Raw genomic sequence first — 22,675 nt, forward strand, 5'->3', positions numbered from 1 at the left:
CTGCTGTATCAGGGATTCTCCTGCCTGATGGATTCTTTATAGCGCAACCAGTCAAAAGAGGAACCGGGATCGGTTTTCCGCTCTGGTGCGATATCGCTATGGCCGGTGATGCGCGCAGGCGTCAACGGATAGTGCTGCAGCAGGAGTTGAGTCACCTGCTGCAAAGTCACGTACTGGGCATCGGTATAGGGCAGCGTATCAGTGCCTTCCAGTTCAATGCCCATGGAAAAGTCGTTGCAGCTTTCACGCCCTTCAAACTGCGACACACCGGCGTGCCAGGCACGCTGATCGAAAGAGACGTATTGCACCAGCTCGCCGTCGCGGCGGATTAAACAGTGCGCCGCCACGCGTAAATGGGCGATATCAGCAAAATAGGGATGCGCATCGGCAGGCAACGTGCCGGTAAACAAGCGATCGATCCACGGCCCGCCAAACTCACCGGGCGGTAAGCTGATGTTATGAATCACCAACAGCGAAGGCACTTCATCATTTGGACGCTGATTGAAGTGTGGTGAAGGTACTTTACGCGCGCTGGTAATCCAGCCCTCTTCCAGTTTCATGCTGTTAAATCCTAAGCAAAATCAGGCTGAGAATAACATGTTTCACCCATCAGACTTGCGACTTAATGCGCCGACGCAGCTGAGTTCAGGATACTAAACATTTCACCGCCAGCAACTGGCAATGACCGATAAACCAGGCTAAGGTGAGCGCACAAAATCTCGTCTTGTGGAGTGGCAAAACCATGGCAACGCGTCGTTACGATCCCGATCATCGCCGTCAGGAACTGATTAAACGTATTGAACAGGATATCCCGGAAGCCGTTGCCCGGGCGCTTCAGGAGGATTTAGGCGGCGAAGTGGATGCGGATCGCGATATCACTGCGTTGCTGCTGCCGGCAGAAAAACAGGCGGTGGCAAAAGTCATCACCCGTGAAGCCGGTGTTTTTTGTGGTAAACGCTGGGTGGAAGAAGTCTTTATCCAGCTTGGCAATAAAGTCACTCTTACCTGGCATGTTGAAGATGGACAAACACTGGTTGCCGATCAGCTGCTGTTCGAGCTTACCGGTCCGGCGCGCCTGCTGTTAACCGCAGAGCGCACCGCGCTCAATTTCGTGCAAACACTGTCCGGCGTGGCCACCGAGGTCAACCGTTATGTCGCCCTGCTGGCGAGCAGCGAAACCCAGCTGCTTGATACACGCAAGACCTTGCCAGGCCTGCGTACCGCACTGAAATATGCGGTGCTGTGCGGTGGCGGTAACAACCATCGTTTAGGCCTGTCGGATGCTTTTCTTATCAAAGAGAACCACATTATCGCCAGCGGCTCGGTGCGTAACGCCGTAGAAAAAGCGCTGTGGCTGTCGCCTGATGTGCCGGTAGAAGTTGAAGTCGAATCGCTGACGGAACTGCAGGATGCCATCGATGCTGGAGCGGACATCATCATGCTCGATAACTTCAGCCTTGAGATGATGCATGAAGCGGTTGCGCTAACCAACAAGCGAGCTTTACTGGAAGTCTCTGGCAACGTAACCGAAACCACGCTGCCGCAAATTGCCCAGACCGGCGTTGATTATGTTTCTGTCGGCGCGCTGACCAAACATGTGCATGCGCTGGATCTGTCGATGCGTTTCCGCGAACTCTAATGCTCTAAGTCTGCCGCCTGTTAGCGCGGCAGATATGCGAGCTGGCTTCAAAAATGCTGTTATCCCCGCTGTAATCCTTACGATTCTCTGCGCGATGCTTTCCAGCCTCACGCAGGCCTGACTTCCGCTTTCTCTCGCCCTTTTCTACCGTAGCGGCTCCACAACAAGGAGCCTCACTATGGACAGACAACGCGGTTTTACCCTTATCGAATTGATGATTGTGATTGGCATCGTCGCCATTCTCAGCGCCATCGGTTTACCGGCCTATCAAAACTACCTGCAACGCGCAGCGCTTACCGACATGCTGCAAACCATGGTGCCGTACAAAACAGCAGTTGAACTCTGCTCCATTGAGCGCGGCGGACCGGCACAGTGTCAGGCAGGACAACGCGGTATTCCGGTGGCCAAAGGTTCGCGCTATGTGGCGACACTCAGCGTCGTTAATGGAACCATCAACCTGACCGGCCAGGAAAGTCTCAGCGGATTAACGGTTGAAATGCTGCCGATTTGGAGCGCAACCGATGGCACGTTGAGCTGGCAACGCACTTGTACCAGCGATAACAGCAGCCTGCGCGATAGCTGCCTCGAGCAGTTCCGCTTTGCCGACAAGGATGCCAACTGATGGACAATCCTAATAGTGCGCTGCAAGCCTTGTGCGCCCGTTATCAGGCGGTGATTCTGCACCATGACGCCACACTACTGCGCGTAGCGGTAGCCGACACGCCCGATCCGCTGCTGCTGGAAGCGCTACAGTTCGCCAGCCAATGTAAGGTGGAGGTCGAGTGCTGGCCTGCCGCACGACTTGAGCAGTTGCTGCACGAACCGGATGCCGCCGCAGCACCGCGTGAACATGCCAGCGCTGAGTCAGCGATTAACGCGGTCGATCAGATTTTGCGCCAGGCCATTCAGCGCCGCGCCTCAGATGTGCATTTCGAACCGCAGCGCCATGGATTGCGGGTGCGTCTGCGCATCGATGGCGTGTTGCATAAACTGCCTCAGCCTTCTGAAGCACAACCCGCTGCGATTCTGGCGCGCCTGAAAATCCTCGGTGGATTGGATATCGCCGAACGGCGTCTGCCGCAGGACGGACAGTTTACGCTGGAGATAGAGGACAAACTGGCGGCGTTTCGACTCTCAACGCTGCCGGTAAGCCAGGGTGAAAAAGCCGTGGTGCGGCTGCTGCAAAGTGAAAACAGCGCCATCACCCTCGATAAACTCGGCATGCCCGCAGCACAACTGCGTTTGCTGAAAAACGCGCTGGCGAAACCGCAGGGTTTGATTCTGGTTACCGGCCCGACCGGCAGCGGTAAAACCTTCACGCTCTATAGCGGGTTAAGCGCGCTTAACGTGCCGGAGAAGAATGTATGTAGCGTAGAAGATCCGGTTGAGATCCCGCTGGATGGCATTAATCAAACACAGATCCAGCCGCGCAGCGGACTTGATTTCAATCGTGTGCTGCGCGCACTGCTGCGCCAGGATCCCGATGTGATTATGGTAGGGGAAATCCGTGATGCCGAGACGGCCAGCATCGCCGTTAAAGCTGCGCAGACCGGCCATCTGGTGCTTTCAACACTGCATACCAACTCGACAGCTGAAACGCTAACGCGCCTGCGCCAGATGGATATTCCCGGTTATCTGCTGGGCCCCGCTTTGCAGTTGGTGGTGGCGCAGCGTCTGGTCAGACGCTTGTGCGTGCATTGCCGTCAGCCGGGACAAGCCATCGCCCATCTGCCGGCCGAACTCTGGCCGGGCACGCTGCAAACCTGGCGCGCACCGGGCTGCGATCACTGCTTCTCCGGCTATTACGGGCGGCTGGCGCTGTTTGAAGTCTTGCCGCTAACCAGCAAATTGCAGAATGCTATTTCGGCAGATATGCCGCTGGAGCATCTGCTAACGCTGGCAAATGAGCAGGGAATGAAAACTTTGCTGGCTGCGGGGCTTGAAGCGGTAAGTCGCGGCGATACCTCCTTTGAAGAGATGCAGCGCGTGGTGGGATTGGGCGATGGCTAATCTCTATCATTTCCGCTGGCAGGCTCTTGATACCATGGGCGTGCTGCAGGAAGGCGAATCACTCAATGCCAGCCAGGATACGTTGCTCAATCAACTCTCCGATCGCGGCATGCTGCCGGTGAACTGGCAGCGTGGAAAATGCTGGCGTTCGCGCGACTGGAAGTGGCAACAGAAAATCGACCTGGTGCGGCAACTGGCGACGCTGCTCAAGGCCGGCTTACCGCTGGCCGAAAGTCTGATTCTGCTGGCAGAAGGCCATCCTCATGCCGGTTGGCGGGTATTACTGAAAGGATTGCAGCGCCGCGTCATCGCTGGTGAGCCCTTCTCGCAAGCCTTGCAAGAGTGGCCGCAAATCTTTCCCCCGCTGTTTCCCGCTTTGATGCAAGTGGGTGAATTAACCGGCCAACTCGACGAGTGCTGTCGCCAGCTGGCGCAGCAGCAAAGCAAGCAGCAATACTTACGGCAAAAAGTGGTGAAGGCGCTGCGTTATCCCCTGTTTATCTTGCTGGTAGCGCTCGGGGTCAGTGCTGGCATGCTGCTGTTTGTTTTACCGGAGTTTGTCTCTGTCTATGCCAGCTTTGATGCGCCGCTGCCCGCTTTTACTGCGGCGGTGATGTCGCTGTCAGAACTGCTGCAGAAGGCCGCGCTGCCGCTGTTGCTGGTAGGTGCCGTATTAGTGGTGATTGTGCAGCAGACTTATCGACGTTCGGTACCGTGGCAAAAGCGCGTACATCAATGGTTACTGCGCATGCCATTGTTATCTCCGCTGTGGCGCGGCGGGCAGCTCAGCCAGATATACGCAATCCTGCAACTTACACAACAATCCGGTTTGACCTTGTTGCAAAGCCTGCAGGCGGTTGAAGTGACCTTGGTATCGCGATTGTGGCGCGATGCCATCATTCAGTTGCAGCAGCACATTGCTGCGGGTGCGCCGCTGCATCAGGCGCTGCAACAGCATCTGCTGTTTACGCCCCTGTGTGCCCAACTCATCCGAGTGGGTGAAGAAGCGGGTGCGTTAGATGTGATGCTGGCACGGCTGGCGGAGTGGCATGAGGCGCAAACATTAGCGCGCGCTGATGCTCTGGCGGCATCGCTGGAACCGATGATGATGGTGGTAATCGGCGGGATTGTTGGCACCTTAGTGATTGCAATGTATCTGCCGGTATTTGGTCTTGGCGATGCCATTCGATGACGGGCACGCGCGATGCGCGCCCGTTGGCAGAGATTAACGAGTGAACACGCGGTTCTCTTGTTCAGCGACGCGGATAAAGGTGGTGCGTTTCGTCAGCTCTTTCAATCGTTCAGCACCGACGTAGGTACAGGCCGAACGTAAACCGCCGAGGATATCTTTAACCGTCTCCTCAACCGGCCCGCGCACTGGTAACCGCACGGTTTTGCCTTCCGCCGCACGGTATTGTGCGACACCGCCAACGTGGCGTTTCATCGCCGATTCGGAACTCATGCCGTAGAACAGCATAAATTTCTCACCCTGTTCTTCAACGATGGTTCCTTCACACTCGTCATGTGCCGCAAGCATGCCGCCGAGCATGGTGAAATCTGCACCGCCCCCGAAAGCTTTGGCAATGTCACCTGGAACCGAGCAGCCGCCGTCGCTGACGATCTGTCCGCCTAAACCGTGGGCCGCATCAGCGCACTCGATAACGGCAGAAAGCTGAGGATAACCAACGCCGGTCTTCACGCGTGTGGTGCACACTGAGCCGGGGCCAATACCCACTTTGACGATGTCTGCGCCAGACAAAATCAGTTCTTCCACCATTTCACCGGTAACCACGTTGCCTGCGCAGATGGTTTTACCAGGGAAGCTTTCACGCACGCGCAACAGAAACTGAACGAAGTGCTCAGAGTAGCCGTTAGCAACGTCGATACAGATAAAGTTGAGCTGCGGTGATAACGCCAGAATGGCGGATAACTTCGTGAAATCTGATTCTGATGTACCGGATGAGACCATCACATAACTCAGCGCCGCCGCTGGCGCGCGCTGCACAAATGCCTGCCACTCTTGCACGCTGTAATGTTTATGCACTGCGGTCAGTACGTTAAAACTCGCCAGGGCTTCAGCCATCGTGAAAGTGCCGACGGTATCCATGTTGGCGGCAATGATTGGAATGCCACTCCAGTTCAAGCCTGAGTGTTTAAAAGTGAAGGTGCGTTCCAGCTCAACCTCGGAACGGCTTTTCAACGTGGAACGTTTTGGGCGGATCAAAACATCTTTAAAGCCCAGTTTTAGATCTTCTTCAATGCGCATAGCTAATTATCCTGGTTAGTGACGACGAACCGCGGTTCGGGTAGCGCTCACGGCTCCAGTGTCGTTATCATACGCGCCATTCGTTCCGCGACAAGACTGCGAATTTCACTTTATTTAGGCTACAATCCCTTAAATTTAGCTGAGAGAATTGATTGTGATCATGCTCTCATCTTGCTGTGGTTGATCGCCGCTCACGATATAAATTTTGCGAGAACGCTATGCCTTATACCGTTGCGCTCACCGGCGGCATTGGCAGTGGTAAAACCACTATTGCCAACGCTTTCGCAGCGCTAGGCGTTGATATTATTGACGCTGACGTCATTGCCAGAGAAGTTGTTGAGCCCGGAACGCCTGCACTAAAGGCGATTGCTCAGCGTTATGGAGATACCATTCTGACGGCAGAAGGCACGCTCTATCGTGCACGGCTTCGTGAAATTATTTTCCAGCAGCCACAAGAGAAAAACTGGCTCAATCAGTTGCTTCATCCACTCATCAACGCCCGCACGCAACAATTAAAGTTACTGGCTACTTCACCTTATGTGCTTTGGGTGGTACCGCTGTTGGTCGAAAACGGCTTACAGCATCAGGCCGATCGCGTGTTGGTCGTAGATGTGGATACCGCCACGCAGTTGCAACGCACCCAACAGCGGGATGGCATTTCGCTGAGTCAGGCGAAAAATATTCTTGCCGCACAGGCCAGTCGCGAACAGCGTCAAGCCTGTGCGGATGACATCATTGATAACAGTGGTACGCCTGAACAGGTGCTACCGCGCGTTGCTGAGCTTCACCAGCGCTATCTACGCCTGGCAGCAACCGGAAAGGATTAACATCATGAGCACTGTTGTTCTGTTTGAACACCCTTTGAATGAGAAGATGCGCACCTGGCTGCGAGTTGAATATCTGATTGATCAGCTGTATGAAACGGTGCCGGTTAGTGGTTCGGTTTCAGCACTTGGCGTGTTCCGCATCCTTAGCGATTTACTGGATATTTTTGAGCGCGGGGATATGCGCACTGAACTGCTAAAAGAGCTGGAGCGCCAGCAGCAAAAATTGCGCGCGTGGCTGGATGTGCCAGGCATTGACGAATTGCGTGTGAATAATCTGCGTCAGCAGTTGAAGCAATGCTCAAGCGAACTCATGGCGGCACCGCGCATGGGCCAACAGTTACGTGAAGATCGCCTGGTTGCTCTGGTACGTCAGCGTTTGAGTATTCCCGGCGGCTGCTGCAGTTTCGATCTACCAAGCCTGCATATCTGGCTGCATCAGGAGCAAGCGGTGCGGGATGTTCAGGTGAATGGCTGGCTGGAATCACTGAATCCGCTGCGTAATAGTTTGACGATGATCCTTGATTTAGTACGCCAGTCTGGCGTATTTCGTCATCAAACCAGCCTCAACGGCTTTTATCAGGATAACGCCGAAGGATCCGATTTACTGCGCCTGCAATTAACTCTGGAAGACGCGCTGTATCCGCAAGTCTCGGGCCATAAAAGCCGTTATGCGATTCGTTTCCTGCCGTTAGACAGCGAACGCGGAGAAGTGCCAGCCCGACTGAATTTTGAATTAGCTTGTTGTTAGAGGAAGTTATGCCGGAAGAGATGATTACCGTACCTTGCCCCAATTGTCGTCGCGATGTGATTTGGGATGAGTTGAGCCCGTGGCGGCCATTCTGCAGTAAACGCTGCCAGCTGATTGATTTAGGTGAATGGGCAGCAGAAGAGAAACGCATTCCCAGCAGCGGTGACCAGATGGACAGCGATGACTGGAGCGAAGAACAGCAGTAAAAAGTAAGGGGCCTAGCGCCCCTTCACTTAAATCTCGCCAGCCACTAATCGGCTGATCAGTTCATGGTTCGCAGGCGGAAATTCATCCGCGACCAAATTCTGCTGTTCGACCCAACGCTGTGGCTGACCTTCACGACCATAAGGTTCGCCGTTCCAGCCTTCAACCAGGAAGAAATGCAGCGTAACGCGCAGATCTTCATAACTGTGGTCGGCCTGGCCAATCGCGCTTGCCGATGTGACTTCGATACCGGTTTCTTCCATCAGCTCACGCTTGAGCGCCTGCTCGGCAGATTCATCTTGTTCAATTTTTCCGCCAGGAAACTCCCACTTATTTGCCATGTAGGAGCTTGCCGCACGCTGGGCAAGGAAGATTTGACGTTCTGTATTGCGAATGATGCCCACCGCAACCTGCAGGTGTTTCATAAGCTGGATTCCACTTTTAATAAATGAGCGCTGAGTGTAAATCAGTCATGAAGTGATGTTAACCGTTGAGAGGAAAGTGACGCCCTGCGCCGCACAAAAGCCAGTGATTAAGACATGTCGTAAGGATCGCAACCGGGAATGTTGGGAATACTCGCAGCCACTTTCTTCTGCCAAACCCGACTACCTATGGAATTCAAAGAAACAACGTTTCTGGCGCAAAATACGCCGGAACAATTACATGCCCTACGCCATTTGGTATTTCATGACATCCTGACGTTAGACAGCGCTAAGAACACCTTAACATGGTGGCCTGAACACAAAGTTATTTCGTTGAATGAAGCGCAAAAAAGATTCTTCTCCTGCCTGTTGCTGCGCATTACCTCGAAGCGTCAGATTATTGCTACGGTGTGGAATGAGAGCTATCCGAGCATCAGCGATAATAATTACCATCAACTCCTGTTCCAAAGCCGGGCGCTGTTGAAGCGAGCTGGCCTACCGGATGGTCTGCTGGTGACGCTGCCCTATCATGGCGTGCGCCTAAACGAAGAGAAACTAATGGCGATAACACGCTAAATCGTTATTAAAAAAAAGGAGCCCGAAGGCTCCTTTTTTATCAGGCCAGACGACCGTGGCACTGTTTGTATTTTTTGCCGGAACCACATGGGCAGAGATCATTACGGCCCACTTTACGCTCCCCGCCTTGTGCGGCTAATGCTTCGGCGGCAGCGGTGGCATCATCAACGTGGCTCAACTGCTGCTGTTGCGCTAAACGCTCAGCTTCTTCACGGCGCTGCTGTTCCATCGCTTCAACTTCTTCTGGCATGCGCACCTGAACTTTGCTCAGGGTGCTGATCACTTCGTATTTCAGTGACTCCAGCATCGCCGCAAACATAGAGAAGGATTCACGCTTGTATTCCTGCTTCGGATCTTTCTGGGCATAACCGCGCAGGTGGATGCCCTGACGCAAATAATCCATCGCCGCCAGATGCTCTTTCCACAACGAATCCAGCGTTTGCAGCATCACGCCTTTCTCGAAGTTACGCATCATCTCTTCGCCAACCACTTCTTCTTTGGCAGCATAGTTTTCCGCGGCGTGGGTCATGATGCGTTCGCGCAGCGTCTCTTCGTGAAGATCGGGCTCTTTATCCAACCACTCAGCAATAGGCAGGTTCAGATCGAAGTCGTTACGCAGACGCTCTTCCAGGCCGGCAACATCCCACATCTCTTCCAGTGACTGCGGCGGAATGTAGGTATCAATGGTGGTTTTGTAGACATCTTCGCGGATGCTGTTGATGGTTTCCGACACATCAGACACATCCAGCAGTTCGTTACGCTGGCTATAGATAGCACGACGCTGATCGTTAGCCACGTCATCGTATTCCAGCAGCTGCTTACGAATATCGAAGTTGCGGCTTTCCACTTTACGCTGGGCGTTGGCAATCGCTTTGGTCACCCATGGATGCTCAATTGCTTCGCCTGGTTTCATGCCCAGTTTACGCATCATGTTCGATACGCGATCTGAAGCGAAGATACGCATCAATGCATCTTCCATCGACAGATAGAAGCGTGAAGAACCGGCATCACCCTGACGACCCGCACGACCACGCAGCTGGTTATCGATACGGCGAGATTCGTGACGCTCAGTACCAATGATGTGCAGACCGCCTGCAGCCAGCACCGCATCGTGACGCAGTTTCCACGCCTCTTTCATCGCCTGAATCTGCTCTTCGGTTGGCTCGTCCATCGCGGCAAGCTCAGCCTGCCAGCTACCGCCCAGCACGATATCGGTACCACGACCGGCCATGTTGGTTGCGATGGTGACCGCTGCAGGTTGACCTGCCTGAGCAACAATATCCGCTTCGCTGGCGTGGAATTTAGCGTTCAGTACGCTGTGTTTAATGCCTGCGCGCGTCAGTTCGTTGGATACGACTTCCGATTTCTCAATCGAAATCGTACCCACCAACACCGGCTGCCCTTTGGCAGTACAGGCACGGATGTCTTCGATAATGGCATCGATCTTCTCTTTCTCGGTCATGTAGACCAGATCGGCCATATCTTTACGCACCATCGGACGGTTGGTTGGCACCACGATAGTGTCGAGCTTGTAAATGGAGCTGAATTCGAACGCTTCGGTATCCGCGGTACCGGTCATACCGGCCAGTTTCTCATAGATACGGAAGTAGTTCTGGAAGGTAATGGAAGCCAGCGTCTGGTTTTCATTCTGGATTTCCACGCCTTCTTTCGCTTCAACCGCCTGATGCAGACCATCTGACCAGCGGCGACCTTGCATGGTACGACCGGTGTGTTCATCAACGATGACCACTTCGCCATCTTTAACGATGTAATCAACATCGCGGGTGAAGAGTGCATGAGCACGCAGCGCCGCAGTAACGTGGTGCATCAGCATGATGTTGGTTGGGGAGTAGAGTGACTCGCCCTCTACCATAATGTTTTGGCTAACCAGCAGCTCTTCAACTTTTACCAGGCCGCGCTCGCTCATGTGTGCCTGGCGCGCTTTTTCATCGACCCAGAAATCGCCTTCGCCCTGGAAGGTTTCAGAGTCTTCTTTTTCCTGACGCACCAGATGCGGGATGATCTTGTTAACTTTGGTATACAGCTCAGAGCTGTCTTCCGCCGGACCAGAGATGATCAGTGGCGTACGTGCTTCATCGATCAGGATTGAGTCGACTTCATCCACTAATGCGTAATGCAGCTTACGCTGCACGCGCTCTTCCGGGCTGAACGCCATGTTGTCGCGCAGGTAGTCGAAGCCGTATTCGTTGTTGGTGCCGTAGGTGATGTCAGCGGCATAAGCTGCACGCTTCGCCACAGCTGGCATGTTTGGCAGGTTAATGCCGATGGTCAGGCCAAGGAATTCAAACAGTGCACGGTTATTTTCGGCGTCACGCTGCGCCAGATAGTCGTTGACGGTAACAACGTGCACGCCTTTGCCGCTCAGCGCGTTCAGGTAAGCGGGCAGGGTCGCAGTCAGGGTTTTACCTTCACCGGTGCGCATCTCTGCGATGCAACGTTCGTTGAGCACCATGCCGCCAATCAGCTGCACATCAAAGTGACGCATACCGAAGACGCGCTTACTTGCTTCACGTACGGTGGCAAAGGCTTCTGGAATCAGGCTCTCAAGGCTTTCGCCTTTTTTCAGGCGCTCGCGGAACAGGTCAGTTTTCGCTTTCAGTTCATCGTCAGAGAGCTTTACGAAATCCGGCTCCATCTTATTGATGACGTCGACGATTTTGCGCATACGGCGCAGAGTACGATCATTGCTGCTGCCGAATACTTTAGTTAATAATTTGATTAACATGATAAATTTTTCTCAATTCAGCCGTGATTTCACGGGCTGCAAAATCTGATTCAGGATGTGGAAAAAACGTTAGCAGTTAAGCAATGAAAGGCCCGGCGCGGATGCCATGAATAGCAGCTTGCCAATCAGCAGAGGAAAGGATTTGTGGTTCGTTGTGACGCAGGTTTTGTTGCGGCTCAACAACAGTCAGCGATTGCGCCGGAGAAGTCAGCAACGCCTGAAGCGAACCTATCAACGCCAGCTTTTGTGCCGTTAGCGGCACAGCTTGATCGGCTTCCGCCTGAGCGGGCGGCGTCATACTAAAGGAAAGGTGGCGAATAACGGTGCGAATCGCATGCTGGTGCCAGTAATCGACGTTGAAATTCGGTCGACGCGCGCTTTCCTGCAGACGAATCAGATGGTCAAAATGGACAACATTGCCGACAAACAGGCTGCTGATCGGCGAATCATTTGCTTTCGGCTCAGAACTTTGCGCACAGGCAGGCAAACCTAAACTGGCCGCCACCATCCCCAACAGGAGATGTGGCCAGAAATAGCGTCTGCCTAATTGTCGCCAGCGTGAGAAAATCCCGATCACAATCCGTCCACAATGCGTTGAATAAAGTGATAAAGCGGTGGCAAAAATCTGCGTTACCCGGCTTATATGAGCGCCAGATGATAGCACTTATGTGCGGCTTCGACACCAGTCATTAAAGGGGCTTCGGCGGAATTCACGTTTTTTTGTACAGGGTTTCGCCAGTTGCTACAGCGAAATGAGATCGGTTTGGCAGGATTGAAAATGAGGCAATAAAAAACGGCAGGTTCAACTGACCGGAGAGGGTGTCAGCGAAACCTGCCGTTTTAGGTCTGACTTACGCCAGAACTAAATTTGGTGCTTTGAATGCCAGTGGCAGTTCAGCTTCATCTTCGAAGGTCGCCCATTCCCAGGCTTCCTGCTTAGCAAGAACCGCTTGCAGCAACTTGTTGTTCAACGCATGGCCCGATTTAAAGGCGGTAAACGCGCCAATAACATTGTGGCCGCACATGAACAGGTCACCGATCGCATCGAGCATTTTATGACGAACAAATTCGTCTTCAAAGCGCAGACCGTCTTCGTTTAATACGCGGAAATCATCGAGGCCAATCGCACAATCTAAACTACCGCCCAGGCACAGGCCTTTAGACTGCAGATATTCGATTTCACGCATAAAGCCAAAAGTGCGCGCACGGCTGATTTGGCGAACAAAGTTCTCAGCCGAGAAGTTGAGCTGGTAACGCTGCGAGCTTGAGTCAATCGCTGGATGTTTGAAGTCGATAGTGAAGTCGAGTGAGAAACCGTTATACGGTTTGATCTCGGCCCACTTATCGCCATCCTCCACACGCACCGTTTGCTTAACGCGTACGAATTTCTTCGCGCTGTTCAGCTCTTCGATGCCTGCGTCCATCAGCAGATAGACAAAAGGTGCGGCACTGCCATCCATGATTGGGATTTCCGGTGCATCAACTTCAACAATGATATTGTCGATGCCCAAGCCCGCCAATGCGGCGTTCAGGTGTTCAACTGTTGAAATACGCACGCCTTCATCATTCACCAGGCAAGTACTCAGCATGGTGTCGCGCACATATTTTGCATCAGCCGGGAAATCTACCGGTGGATTCAAGTCAGTGCGACGATAGATGACCCCGGTGTTAGCCGACGCAGGGCGTAACGTCAGTGTGACTTTCTTGCCGGTATGTAAACCGACGCCAGTCGCCTGAACAATACGTTTTAATGTCCTTTGTTTGATCATCGCTTTATCTCGCAATATTACCCTTCCGACCGCCAGTATAAATTACCAGCGGGGGGATACTTTAGCACAAAGAGCGGGGAATCCCAATTCTCGGGATATTCTTAGTCTGCCTGCTTACGCAAGAAGGCTGGAATATCAAGGTAATCGGGTTCTTTGCTGGATGCCGCCGGTTGGTCATTCACCACTTTCGCGGCTGGTTTTTGCTCCTGCGGCAGCGGCGCCATGCCGTGCTGCTGGTAGCGATGATCCATCACTGGCTGAGTGGCCGGTTTGTTGGTCACCAGAGTGATTTCCGGACGCTTATCCATGCCGATGCCGGTTGCAACTACGGTCACACGCAGTTCGTCGTTCATCTCTGGATCCAGAGAAGTACCGATAACTACGGTTGCGTTGTCAGAAGCGAAGGCACGGATGGTGTTACCCACGGTTTCGAACTCATCAAGACGCAGGTCGAAGCCCGCAGTGATGTTGACCAGCACGCCGCGCGCGCCAGACAGATCGATGTCTTCCAACAGTGGAGAAGAGATCGCCATTTCTGCCGCTTCTTCCGCACGATCTTCACCACATGCCACACCTGAACCCATCATGGCGTAACCCATTTCTGACATCACGGTACGCACGTCCGCGAAGTCGACGTTCATCAGGCCAGGACGCGTAATCAGTTCAGCGATACCCTGCACTGCGCCTTTCAATACGTCGTTGGCTGCGCCGAACGCATCCAACAGAGAAATACCGCGCCCCAGAACTTTCAGCAGCTTGTCGTTTGGAATAGTGATCAGTGAATCGACATGCTTAGACAGTTCAGCGATACCTTGCTCAGCAAAAGCCATACGCTTTTTACCTTCAAAGTTGAATGGCTTAGTCACCACCGCAACCGTCAGGATACCCAAATCTTTTGCCACTTCAGCCACGACTGGCGCTGCACCGGTACCAGTACCGCCGCCCATGCCAGCTGCGATAAATACCATGTCTGCACCATCCAGCGCAGCACGCAGTGCTTCGCGATCCTCTTCTGCAGAGTTACGGCCCACTTCTGGGTTCGCACCTGCACCAAGACCTTTAGTGATATTGGTCCCGATCTGGATCGTCTGGCCGACCGCTGTCTTACGCAACGCTTGCGCGTCGGTGTTTACAGCGAAGAATTCCACACCTTCGATACGCTCGCGTACCATGTGCTCTACGGCGTTGCCACCGCCACCGCCGACGCCGATGACTTTAATCACCGCGTCATTGGTTAATTCCATAGGTTCAAACATGATTTCTCTCCGTTATGTGCCTGTCGCCTGGAGATCATAAACATTGCCAGCATGATCTCCTTTTTCAAAAATTAAAACTCTTTCTTCAGCCAGCTGTTGATCCGCTTGAACCAGTTGCCCACTGAAGCACGTTTTTCCGTTTCTGCATCACCGTTCATGTGTGACTCTTTGCCGTAATGCAGCAGGCCAACCGCCGTAGAGTAATACGGCTCCTGCGCATAATCCGTCAGGCCGGTGATGTTAAGCGGCTGTCCGATGCGCACTTGCGTGTGGAACACGCGCTGTGCGCAGGCTGCCAAACCTTCAATCTGCGCCGCACCACCGGTCAGCACGATACCGGCCGCCAGATGATGTTTCACGCCTTGCTGGCGCAGCTGCTCCTGTAATTGCAGAATCTCGTCGTTGACCAGATTCAACAGTTCGGTGTAACGCGGCTCGATGACTTCAGCCAGCGTTTGACGCTGCAGGCTACGTGGTGGACGTCCACCTACGCTCGGCACTTCGACATTTTCGTCTTTGCCGACAATCGAGCCCAATGCACAACCGTGACGCACTTTAATCGCTTCTGCGTCGGTCGGCGGTGTACCAAAAGCGTATGCAATATCGCTGGTTACCACGTTCCCGGCATACGGGATCACTTTGGTGTGACGCAGTGCACCGCCAGTATAGACAGCGATATCCATTGTACCGCCACCGATATCAACAACACAGACGCCCAGCTCACGTTCATCTTCCGTCAGTACAGAGAAACTGGATGCCAACCCAGCAAAAATCAGTTGGTCAACTTTCAGGCCGCAACGTTCAACGGCTTTGACAATATTTTTTGCCATATCGTTGTGGCAGGTGATCAAATGTACTTTCGCCTGCATACGCACGCCGGAAAGTCCCACTGGATTCTTAATGCCTTCCTGATAATCGATGGCATATTCCTGCGGAATGACATGCAGAATACGATGCTCATCACGTACGCGAACGGATTTCGCCGTATGCACCACGTTCTCTACATCATCCTGAGTCACTTCCTCTTCCGAAATCGGAACCATCCCGATTTCGTTCTGGCAACTGATATGTTTGCCCGATAAAGCAAGGTAGACCGATGAAATCTGGCAATCCGCCATCAATTCAGCCTGATCGATGGCGCGCTGTACGCATTTCACCACCGACTCCAGATCGTTTACGCCGCCTTTATCCATGCCGCGAGACGGGCAACTGCCCACCCCAATAATATTGACCATACCATCGGGCAGAATTTCCCCAACCAGGGCGGACACCTTCGCGGTGCCAATTTCGAGTCCTACTACCAGTTTTCTGTCCGTTGCCTTGATCATTGTGGTTTAGCCTGTGCCTGGTTCTGTTGCTGATTACTGTCCTGTGGCTCTATCGGTGCAGCGGCCCAACCGACTGCGGCGCCCGAATCGTAGCGCAAATCAACGTACGTGATGCGCTGGTTCTGACTCTGGCCCTGCTGCTGCAAATCCGGATAAAGCTCAATAAAACGGTTCAGACGCTTCATGGTATCGCTACGACCTAATTCGATGCGCACATCGTCACTGGTCACTAATTGCCACGAGCGCCGCGCCGTCATCGACGCGACCTTCAGGGTAAACTTGTTAGCCTTTAACACATCACTCATGGTGTGATAGCCGGCTAACACCTCATTTTCACTGCCTTCCGGGCCGTACAACATTGGCAACGTTTCTTTGCCAACGTGACTGGCCGGGACGCTGAAGGAGACGCCAGCGGCGTCCACCATATGTGAGTCGTTCCAGCGTGCAACCGGAACATACTCCACCAGATTTATCTTCAGCTCATCAGGCCACTGCTTGCGCACACTGACCTGCTTAATCCAGGGTAAACGCTCAATCTGCTGCTGGATGATATCCACGTTCTGCGACATGAAGGTCCCCGGCGCGCCAAGCGATAAAATGGCCTGACGAATATCATCATGCGTGGTGTAGTGGGTTTGCCCGGTCACCACCAGCTTCGATAACGGCAAGCGTGACGCGTCATTCATCCACTTCAGCACCACGAGGCCGCCCGCCACCATAATGCCCAGCACAATCAGCAGGAACACCATGCCAAACAGTCGCGCACCGTTGCTACGCCCGGAGCGTGTCCGCTCCTGAGGTTCGCGATTGCGTACTCGTATCGCTGCCTGAGACATATCAGTCAGCCAGCTCCAGAATACGCGCCACCAGCTGCGGGAAGCTGTATCCCGCTTGCTTTGCGGCCATCGGCACTAAACTGTGGCTGGTCATGCCAGGCGAAGTATTCACTTCCAGCAGCTGGAAATTGCCCTCACCGTCAGCCATCACGTCCACGCGGCCCCAGCCGCTGCAACCCAATGCGCGCCAGGCTGACCACACCAACGTCTGCAATTCTGCTTCCTGCTCGACGCTTAAACCGCTCGGGCAGAAGTATTCAGTATCGTCAGAAATGTATTTCGCTTCATAGTCATAGAACTCGCTGGCGGTTTTAATTCTGATGGAAGGCAGAATTTGCTCACCTACGATGCCCACGGTGTACTCCGCGCCGCTCAGAAAAGCTTCAATCAGCACGTCATCATCATGACGAAAGGCTTCTTCAAGCGCTGCGGGTAATGCATCCGCATGGTTCACGCGGCTGATACCAACGCTAGAACCTTCGCAGCTTGGCTTTACAAACAGCGGTAAGCCCAGCGCCTCAATAGCTTTGGTGGTATCCGCGTCTAAACCTTGTTCATGCTGCTGACGCGTCAGCCAGACAAATTTGCCTGATGGTAATCCCCTGCCCTGCCACAGCAATTTGCTGCGCAGTTTGTCCATAGTGATAGCCGAAGCCATCACGCCGCTGCCGGTGTAAGGCAATTGCAGGAACTCCAGCACCGCTTGCAGCGTGCCGTCTTCACCACCACGACCGTGCAAAGCAATAAACGCTTTAGCGAAGCCTTGCTGTTTCAGTTCCAGCACCGACACATCACGCGTATCGACCGCATGCGCATCAATGCCCATTTCACGCAGTCCGGCCAGTACCGCCGCACCGGACATCAGCGATACGTCACGCTCTGCCGAGGTGCCGCCCATCAATACTGCAACCTTCTCAGTCATGGCGCGCCTCCGACTTAACGGCAGGCTGTAATTCGTTTTCGGCCAGCTTGCGGGCAATCTTGCCGATGTTGCCTGCGCCCTGCACGATCACCAGATCGTCGCCCGATAGCAACGGCGCCAGCGCATCTGGCAGCGCGTCATGCTCAGAGACCAGAATCGGATCAACCTTGCCACGGTTACGAATCGCACGGCACAGCGAGCGGCTGTCAGCGCCGGGAATCGCCGCTTCACCCGCCGGATAGACATCCAGCATCAGCAACACATCCACCTGCGACAACACATTAGCGAAATCATCAAACAGGTCACGCGTACGCGTGTAACGATGCGGCTGGAACACCATCACCAGCTTCTTCTCAGGCCAGCCCGCACGTGCGGCTTTGATGGTGACATCCACTTCGGTGGGATGATGGCCATAATCGTCGACCAGCATCGCACTGCCTGGATTACCGTTGACGGCGGCGGTATCGAACTCGCCCAGCACGTCAAAGCGGCGTCCGGTGCCCTGGAAGCTCTCCAGCGCGGCCAGAATCGCGTTATCTTCAATCCCCTCTTCGCTGGCAACAGCTACCGCGGCGGCTGCGTTCAGCGCGTTATGACGGCCAGGCGCATTCAGCGTCACTTTCAGCACCGGCTTATCCTGACGAATAATGGTGAAGTGTCCTTGTGCGCCGCGCTGCTCGTAATTCTCGATACGCACATCCGCGTCATCGCTGAAGCCGTAGGTGGTTACCTGGCGGCCTACGCGCGGGATCAGGTCACGAATCACTGCATCATCCACGCACATTACCGCGCGTCCATAGAATGGCAGGTTGTGCAGGAAGTTAATGAACGTCTGCTTCAGGTTCTCGAAATCGCCCTGATAAGTGTCCATGTGATCCGCTTCGATGTTGGTGACAATTGCCACCATCGGTTGCAGATGCAGGAAGGACGCATCACTTTCATCTGCTTCAGCAATCAGATAACGGCTGCTGCCCAGGCGCGCATGCGTACCTGCGGCTTTAACCAAGCCACCGTTAACGAAGGTGGGATCCAGTCCGCCTTCCGCGTAAATGCTGGTCACCATCGCGGTGGTGGTGGTTTTACCGTGCGTGCCCGCAACGGCGATGCCGTGACGGAAACGCATCAGTTCAGCCAACATCTCAGCGCGACGAATCACGGGAATACGCTGCTCACGGGCGGCAACCAGTTCAGGGTTATCCTGCGCTACGGCCGTCGACACCACGACAACGCTGGCATCGGTGACGTTTTCCGGACGATGGTTGAAATAAATCGTCGCACCCAGCGCAGCCAGATGCTGTGTCACCGCGTTCGGCGCCAGATCAGAACCGCTGATGTGATAGCCTTCGTTCGCCAACACCTCGGCAATACCGCCCATGCCAGCACCACCGATGCCGACAAAGTGAATGTGCCGGACGCGACGCATCTCGGGCACAATAGAACGCAGTTTTGCCAATTGTTGTGTATTCATCTGTTTCAATTACCTGTTTTTCCCGTTTGTACCTGCTAAAGGTACGGGCCAAATCAACTGGCCGATTAATTTACTTCGCGACGCGCGCCACTTCATTTGCAACCCGCTCGGTTGCATCGGGAATCGCGACCTGACGGGCTTTTTCTGCCATCGCCAACAATGTGGTGCGATCCCAGTGACGCAGCGTGTCCGCTACCACAGCCGCGGTGAACTGCGGCTGCTCGAAAATTTTGGCTGCGCCCGCTTTTTCCAGCGGCAACGCATTCCAGTACTGCTGACGATCTTTGTGCTGAAACGGTACGAAAATTGCCGGTAAACCTGCAGCCGCCACTTCACTTACCGTCAATGCGCCCGAACGGCACACTACGACATCGGCCCAGGCGTAAGCTTCGGCCATGTCATCGATAAACTCGGTGACTTTGTGCTGCGGCTGGCCCGCTGCGCGGTAAGCCTGCTGCACGGTTTCCAGTCCGCCTTTACCGGTTTGATGCCAAACCGTAATGGCATCGCCCAACGCTGCGGCCACTTGCGGCACGGTCTGGTTAAGGATGCGCGCGCCCTGACTGCCGCCAACCACCAGCACGCGAATCGGGCCGAAACGTGCACTTAGGCGCTCTGCCGGTAACGGCAGCGCTAACACATCGGTACGCACCGGATTGCCAACCACTTCAGCATTTGGAAACGCCCCCGGAAACGCCTGCATCACTTTGGTGGCGATCTTCGCCAGCCACTTGTTGGTCAGTCCGGCAATGCCGTTCTGCTCATGCAGCACCACCGGAATACCGCAGCTCCACGCCGCTAAGCCGCCAGGACCCGAAACGTAGCCGCCCATTCCCAGCACCACATCCGGCTGCCAGCTCTTCATGATGCGACGCGCCTGGCGCCATGCATTGAAGATGCGTACCGGTGCCAGCAACTGCGCTTTAACACCTTTACCGCGTAAACCGCTGATGCGGATAAAATCAATTTCAATGCCGTGTTTCGGCACCAAATCCGCTTCCATTCGGTCAGCGGTTCCCAGCCAGCGCACCTGCCAGCCTTGTTCCATCAGGTGATGGGCAACGGCCAGACCGGGGAACACATGTCCGCCAGTACCGCCTGCCATGACCATCAACCGTTTGCCACTCATCGTGCACCTCGGGTAAACGCCTGCGCTTTTGCCAAACGCGTTTCATAATCTATGCGCAATAAAAATACGATGGCGGTCGACATGATGATCAGACTCGAACCACCGTAACTGATCAGCGGCAGCGTCAGACCTTTGGTTGGCAGCATACCTGCGGCCGCACCCACGTTAACCAGCGCCTGGAAGCTAAACCACACGCCAATTGAGCAAGCGAGGAAGCCTGAGAAGCGTTGATCGATCTCCAGAGCACGGCGACCAATCGACATCGCGCGAAAAGCGACGAAGAATACCATCAACAGCGCTAAAACCACACCGACATAACCCAACTCTTCACCGATGATGGAGAAGATAAAGTCGGTATGTGCTTCCGGCAGATATTCCAGTTTCTGTACCGAGTTGCCTAAGCCCTGCCCCCAGAACTCACCGCGCCCAAACGCCATCAACGATTGCGTCAGCTGGTAGCCGCTGCCGAAGGGATCTTCCCACGGGTTCCAGAAGGAGGTCACACGGCGCATACGGTACGGTTCGGCGATGATCAGCAGCACCACGGCAAAAATACCGGAGCCGATGATCGCCAGGAACTGCCACATTTTCGCCCCGGCGAGGAACAGCATCGCCAGCGTGGTAACAAACAGCACAACCACGGTACCGAGATCCGGCTGCGCCAGCAGCAGCACGGCCAGCACCACCATCACGCCCATCGGCTTACAGAAGCCCCAGAAGTTGTTACGCACCTCTTCGACTTTGCGCACCAGATAGCTGGCGAGATAGCAGAACAGCGTCAACTTCGAAAGCTCGGCCGGCTGAATACGCAGCGGGCCAAGGGCAATCCAGCGCGATGCACCGTTCACCGAGCTACCGACCACCAATACGATTAGCAGCATCACCACGGATACCATCAGCATCACGTTGCTGTAGCGCTGCCAGAAATCCATCGGGATGCGCAAGGTCACCAGCGCCATGCCGAACGCCAAAGCGATATAGAATGCATCACGCTTGGCAAAGTAGAACGGATCTTCGTTCAGACGTTGACCAACCGGCATTGACGCCGACGTCACCATCACAAAACCGATCAGCGCCAGACCAAAGGTCAACCACAGCAGCGTGCGGTCGTACAGCACCACTGGCGCATCATCACTGTCGCGCGCGCCCATCACCCAATCGCGCAGGCGCATTGACAGATAGTTGGCGATACCGGCTCCAGGAATGCGCATCAGCTCAACTCCTTCGCCAGTTGCGCGAACTGATCGCCACGCTGTTCAAAATTAAGGAACTGGTCGAGGCTGGCGCAGGCCGGTGATAACAGCACCATATCGCCCGCTTTTACCTGTGCGGCAATTTGCGTCATCGCCTGCTGCATCGTTTCTGTGCGCGTGGCAATGTCGGGACGCAATGCCACTAACGCATCGCCATCGCGTCCAAAACAGAACAGCTTCACATTGTCGCCCTGCAGATAGCGCGCCAGCGGGCTGAAATCAGCCGACTTGCCGTCGCCGCCCAGCAGCAGCCACAAAGTGCCTTTTACCTGCAGGCCATTCAGCGCCGCTTCGGTGCTGCCAACGTTGGTGGCTTTGGAATCGTTAATCCAGCGCACACCGTTGGCTTCATGCACCAGTTGGAAGCGGTGCGCCAGGCCGGTAAAGGTGGTTAAGGCTTTCAGGCTGGAAGCGCGCGGAATGTTCACCGCGTCGGCCAATGCCAGCGCTGCCAGCGCGTTGGTGTAATTGTGTTGACCCACCAGCGTCATCTCATCGGTGTTCAGGACTTTCTCGCCCTTCGCCCGCAGCCAGGTGCTGCCCTGCTGCTGATTGAGATGATAATCGCCGAGGTTGATGCCGAAGCTCACGCAGCGCTGATCAACACCGCGTACCGGCATGGTCATGCCATCGTCAGCATTCACTACGCAGACGCTGGCGTTTTCGTAAATGCGCAGCTTGGCGGCACGATACTGCTGCATGCCGAGCGGATAGCGATCCATATGATCCTCGGTGAGATTGAGGATCGTCGCCGCAGCCGCTTTCAGGCTGTGGGTGGTTTCCAGCTGGAAGCTGGAGAGTTCGAGCACATAAAGCTGTGCTGGCGATTTCAACAGCGTTAGCGCCGGCAAACCGATGTTGCCGCCCACGCCCACCTGCCAACCTGCAGCACGCGCCATTTCGCCCACCAGCGTCGTCACGGTGCTTTTACCGTTGGAACCGGTAATCGCCACAATCGGTGCCTGCGCTTCACGGCAGAACAGCTCGATATCACCGATGATTTCTATCCCGGCATCGGCGGCTTCGCTCAATGCAGGATGCGCCAGCGCGATGCCGGGGCTGGCGATAATCAGATCGGACGCCAGCAGCCAATCGCTATTAATACCGCCAACATAGCGCTCCACCGAGGCTGGCAGCTTGTCCAGCCCCGGCGGCGAGACACGGGTATCCATCACGCGTGGCGTTACGCCTTGCGCGAGGAAGAAATCAACACAGGAGAGGCCAGTAATGCCTAATCCAATGATGACGACTTTTCTGCCCCGATAGTCAGCCATGA

Annotated in this window: 22 protein-coding genes; 8 read left to right on the plus strand and 14 right to left on the minus strand. The window is 54.6% G+C overall.

The genetic code is table 11. The features are described from left to right. Positions 1–8: 8 nt before the first annotated feature. Complete coding sequence (ampD, locus tag K5Y30_RS11505) at positions 9–560, minus strand: 1,6-anhydro-N-acetylmuramyl-L-alanine amidase AmpD (protein ID WP_192412383.1); 552 nt, start codon at positions 558–560, stop codon at positions 9–11. A 182-nt stretch (positions 561–742) separates the two neighbouring features. Between ampD and nadC the strand changes: the two genes are divergently transcribed. The 4 genes from nadC (at position 743) to hofC (ending at position 4,841) form a co-directional block, all read left to right on the plus strand. Beyond that, complete coding sequence (gene nadC, locus K5Y30_RS11510; RefSeq protein WP_222211494.1) at positions 743–1,639, plus strand: carboxylating nicotinate-nucleotide diphosphorylase; 897 nt, start codon at positions 743–745, stop codon at positions 1,637–1,639. Between the two features lie 178 nt (positions 1,640–1,817). Beyond that, on the plus strand, positions 1,818–2,261 hold the full coding sequence (gene ppdD, locus K5Y30_RS11515) for a prepilin peptidase-dependent pilin (RefSeq protein ID WP_222185277.1): 444 nt from the start codon (positions 1,818–1,820) through the stop codon (positions 2,259–2,261). After that, entirely contained in the window at positions 2,261–3,649 is a 1,389-nt protein-coding gene (gspE, locus tag K5Y30_RS11520; RefSeq protein WP_222211496.1) for a type II secretion system protein GspE, read from the plus strand. Before ppdD ends, gspE begins: the two co-directional genes overlap by 1 nt. After that, on the plus strand, positions 3,642–4,841 hold the full coding sequence (gene hofC, locus K5Y30_RS11525) for a protein transport protein HofC (RefSeq protein ID WP_222211498.1): 1,200 nt from the start codon (positions 3,642–3,644) through the stop codon (positions 4,839–4,841). The genes gspE and hofC overlap by 8 nt, the downstream gene beginning before the upstream one ends. A gap of 33 nt (positions 4,842–4,874) precedes the next feature. On the opposite strand, the gene K5Y30_RS11530 is transcribed toward hofC, so the two are convergent. Continuing rightward, positions 4,875–5,915: a GMP reductase gene (locus K5Y30_RS11530; protein WP_222185274.1), complete on the minus strand. Its 1,041-nt coding sequence runs from the start codon at positions 5,913–5,915 to the stop codon at positions 4,875–4,877. Positions 5,916–6,133: 218 nt separating this feature from the next. Here K5Y30_RS11530 and coaE point away from each other — a divergent pair, with 218 nt between their 5' ends. From coaE to yacG, 3 genes are read left to right on the plus strand one after another with little or no spacing between them, the layout of a single operon-like run. Beyond that, positions 6,134–6,742 carry a dephospho-CoA kinase gene (coaE, locus tag K5Y30_RS11535; protein ID WP_222185273.1) on the plus strand — a complete coding sequence of 203 codons (609 nt, stop codon included), beginning with the start codon at positions 6,134–6,136 and terminating at the stop codon, positions 6,740–6,742. Positions 6,743–6,746: 4 nt separating this feature from the next. Next, complete coding sequence (gene zapD, locus K5Y30_RS11540; RefSeq protein WP_222185272.1) at positions 6,747–7,490, plus strand: cell division protein ZapD; 744 nt, start codon at positions 6,747–6,749, stop codon at positions 7,488–7,490. Between the two features lie 8 nt (positions 7,491–7,498). Further along, a complete protein-coding gene (gene yacG, locus K5Y30_RS11545; protein WP_064737573.1) occupies positions 7,499–7,696 on the plus strand; it encodes a DNA gyrase inhibitor YacG in 198 nt (65 codons plus the stop codon). Positions 7,697–7,723: 27 nt separating this feature from the next. On the opposite strand, the gene mutT is transcribed toward yacG, so the two are convergent. Continuing rightward, a complete protein-coding gene (mutT, locus tag K5Y30_RS11550; protein WP_222185271.1) occupies positions 7,724–8,119 on the minus strand; it encodes an 8-oxo-dGTP diphosphatase MutT in 396 nt (131 codons plus the stop codon). A 138-nt stretch (positions 8,120–8,257) separates the two neighbouring features. Here mutT and K5Y30_RS11555 point away from each other — a divergent pair, with 138 nt between their 5' ends. After that, complete coding sequence (locus K5Y30_RS11555; protein WP_255602682.1) at positions 8,258–8,692, plus strand: response regulator; 435 nt, start codon at positions 8,258–8,260, stop codon at positions 8,690–8,692. A gap of 40 nt (positions 8,693–8,732) precedes the next feature. Here the strand turns inward: K5Y30_RS11555 and secA are convergent, their stop codons facing one another. From secA to murD, 11 genes are all read right to left on the minus strand, one after another. Beyond that, positions 8,733–11,438: a preprotein translocase subunit SecA gene (secA, locus tag K5Y30_RS11560; protein ID WP_154154201.1), complete on the minus strand. Its 2,706-nt coding sequence runs from the start codon at positions 11,436–11,438 to the stop codon at positions 8,733–8,735. Positions 11,439–11,514: 76 nt separating this feature from the next. After that, a complete protein-coding gene (gene secM, locus K5Y30_RS11565; protein ID WP_222185270.1) occupies positions 11,515–12,015 on the minus strand; it encodes a secA translation cis-regulator SecM in 501 nt (166 codons plus the stop codon). A 274-nt stretch (positions 12,016–12,289) separates the two neighbouring features. Continuing rightward, entirely contained in the window at positions 12,290–13,207 is a 918-nt protein-coding gene (gene lpxC, locus K5Y30_RS11570) for a UDP-3-O-acyl-N-acetylglucosamine deacetylase (protein ID WP_007888639.1), read from the minus strand. Positions 13,208–13,308: 101 nt separating this feature from the next. Then, positions 13,309–14,463, minus strand: a complete 1,155-nt coding sequence (gene ftsZ / locus K5Y30_RS11575) for a cell division protein FtsZ (protein WP_008108602.1) — start codon at positions 14,461–14,463, stop codon at positions 13,309–13,311. A 71-nt stretch (positions 14,464–14,534) separates the two neighbouring features. Next, a complete protein-coding gene (ftsA, locus tag K5Y30_RS11580) occupies positions 14,535–15,791 on the minus strand; it encodes a cell division protein FtsA (protein WP_007888634.1) in 1,257 nt (418 codons plus the stop codon). Beyond that, positions 15,788–16,627 (minus strand): cell division protein FtsQ, encoded by an 840-nt coding sequence (ftsQ, locus tag K5Y30_RS11585; protein ID WP_101762111.1) that lies wholly within the window; start codon positions 16,625–16,627, stop codon positions 15,788–15,790. The genes ftsA and ftsQ overlap by 4 nt, the downstream gene beginning before the upstream one ends. A gap of 1 nt (position 16,628) precedes the next feature. Continuing rightward, positions 16,629–17,549 carry a D-alanine--D-alanine ligase gene (locus K5Y30_RS11590; protein ID WP_222185268.1) on the minus strand — a complete coding sequence of 307 codons (921 nt, stop codon included), beginning with the start codon at positions 17,547–17,549 and terminating at the stop codon, positions 16,629–16,631. Further along, on the minus strand, positions 17,542–19,017 hold the full coding sequence (murC, locus tag K5Y30_RS11595; RefSeq protein WP_222211499.1) for a UDP-N-acetylmuramate--L-alanine ligase: 1,476 nt from the start codon (positions 19,015–19,017) through the stop codon (positions 17,542–17,544). Before murC ends, K5Y30_RS11590 begins: the two co-directional genes overlap by 8 nt. Positions 19,018–19,087: 70 nt before the next feature. Continuing rightward, the gene (gene murG / locus K5Y30_RS11600; RefSeq protein ID WP_101762114.1) at positions 19,088–20,146 is read right to left on the minus strand and encodes an undecaprenyldiphospho-muramoylpentapeptide beta-N-acetylglucosaminyltransferase; all 1,059 of its coding nucleotides are present in this window, start codon (positions 20,144–20,146) and stop codon (positions 19,088–19,090) included. Continuing rightward, positions 20,143–21,357, minus strand: a complete 1,215-nt coding sequence (gene ftsW / locus K5Y30_RS11605) for a cell division protein FtsW (protein WP_222211501.1) — start codon at positions 21,355–21,357, stop codon at positions 20,143–20,145. The genes murG and ftsW overlap by 4 nt, the downstream gene beginning before the upstream one ends. Next, positions 21,357–22,673 carry a UDP-N-acetylmuramoyl-L-alanine--D-glutamate ligase gene (murD, locus tag K5Y30_RS11610; RefSeq protein ID WP_222211503.1) on the minus strand — a complete coding sequence of 439 codons (1,317 nt, stop codon included), beginning with the start codon at positions 22,671–22,673 and terminating at the stop codon, positions 21,357–21,359. Before murD ends, ftsW begins: the two co-directional genes overlap by 1 nt. Between the last annotated feature and the right edge of the window lie 2 nt (positions 22,674–22,675).

The organism is Pantoea sp. DY-5 (assembly GCF_019795955.1).
GTDB classification, from domain to species: Bacteria; Pseudomonadota; Gammaproteobacteria; order Enterobacterales; family Enterobacteriaceae; genus Pantoea; species Pantoea leporis.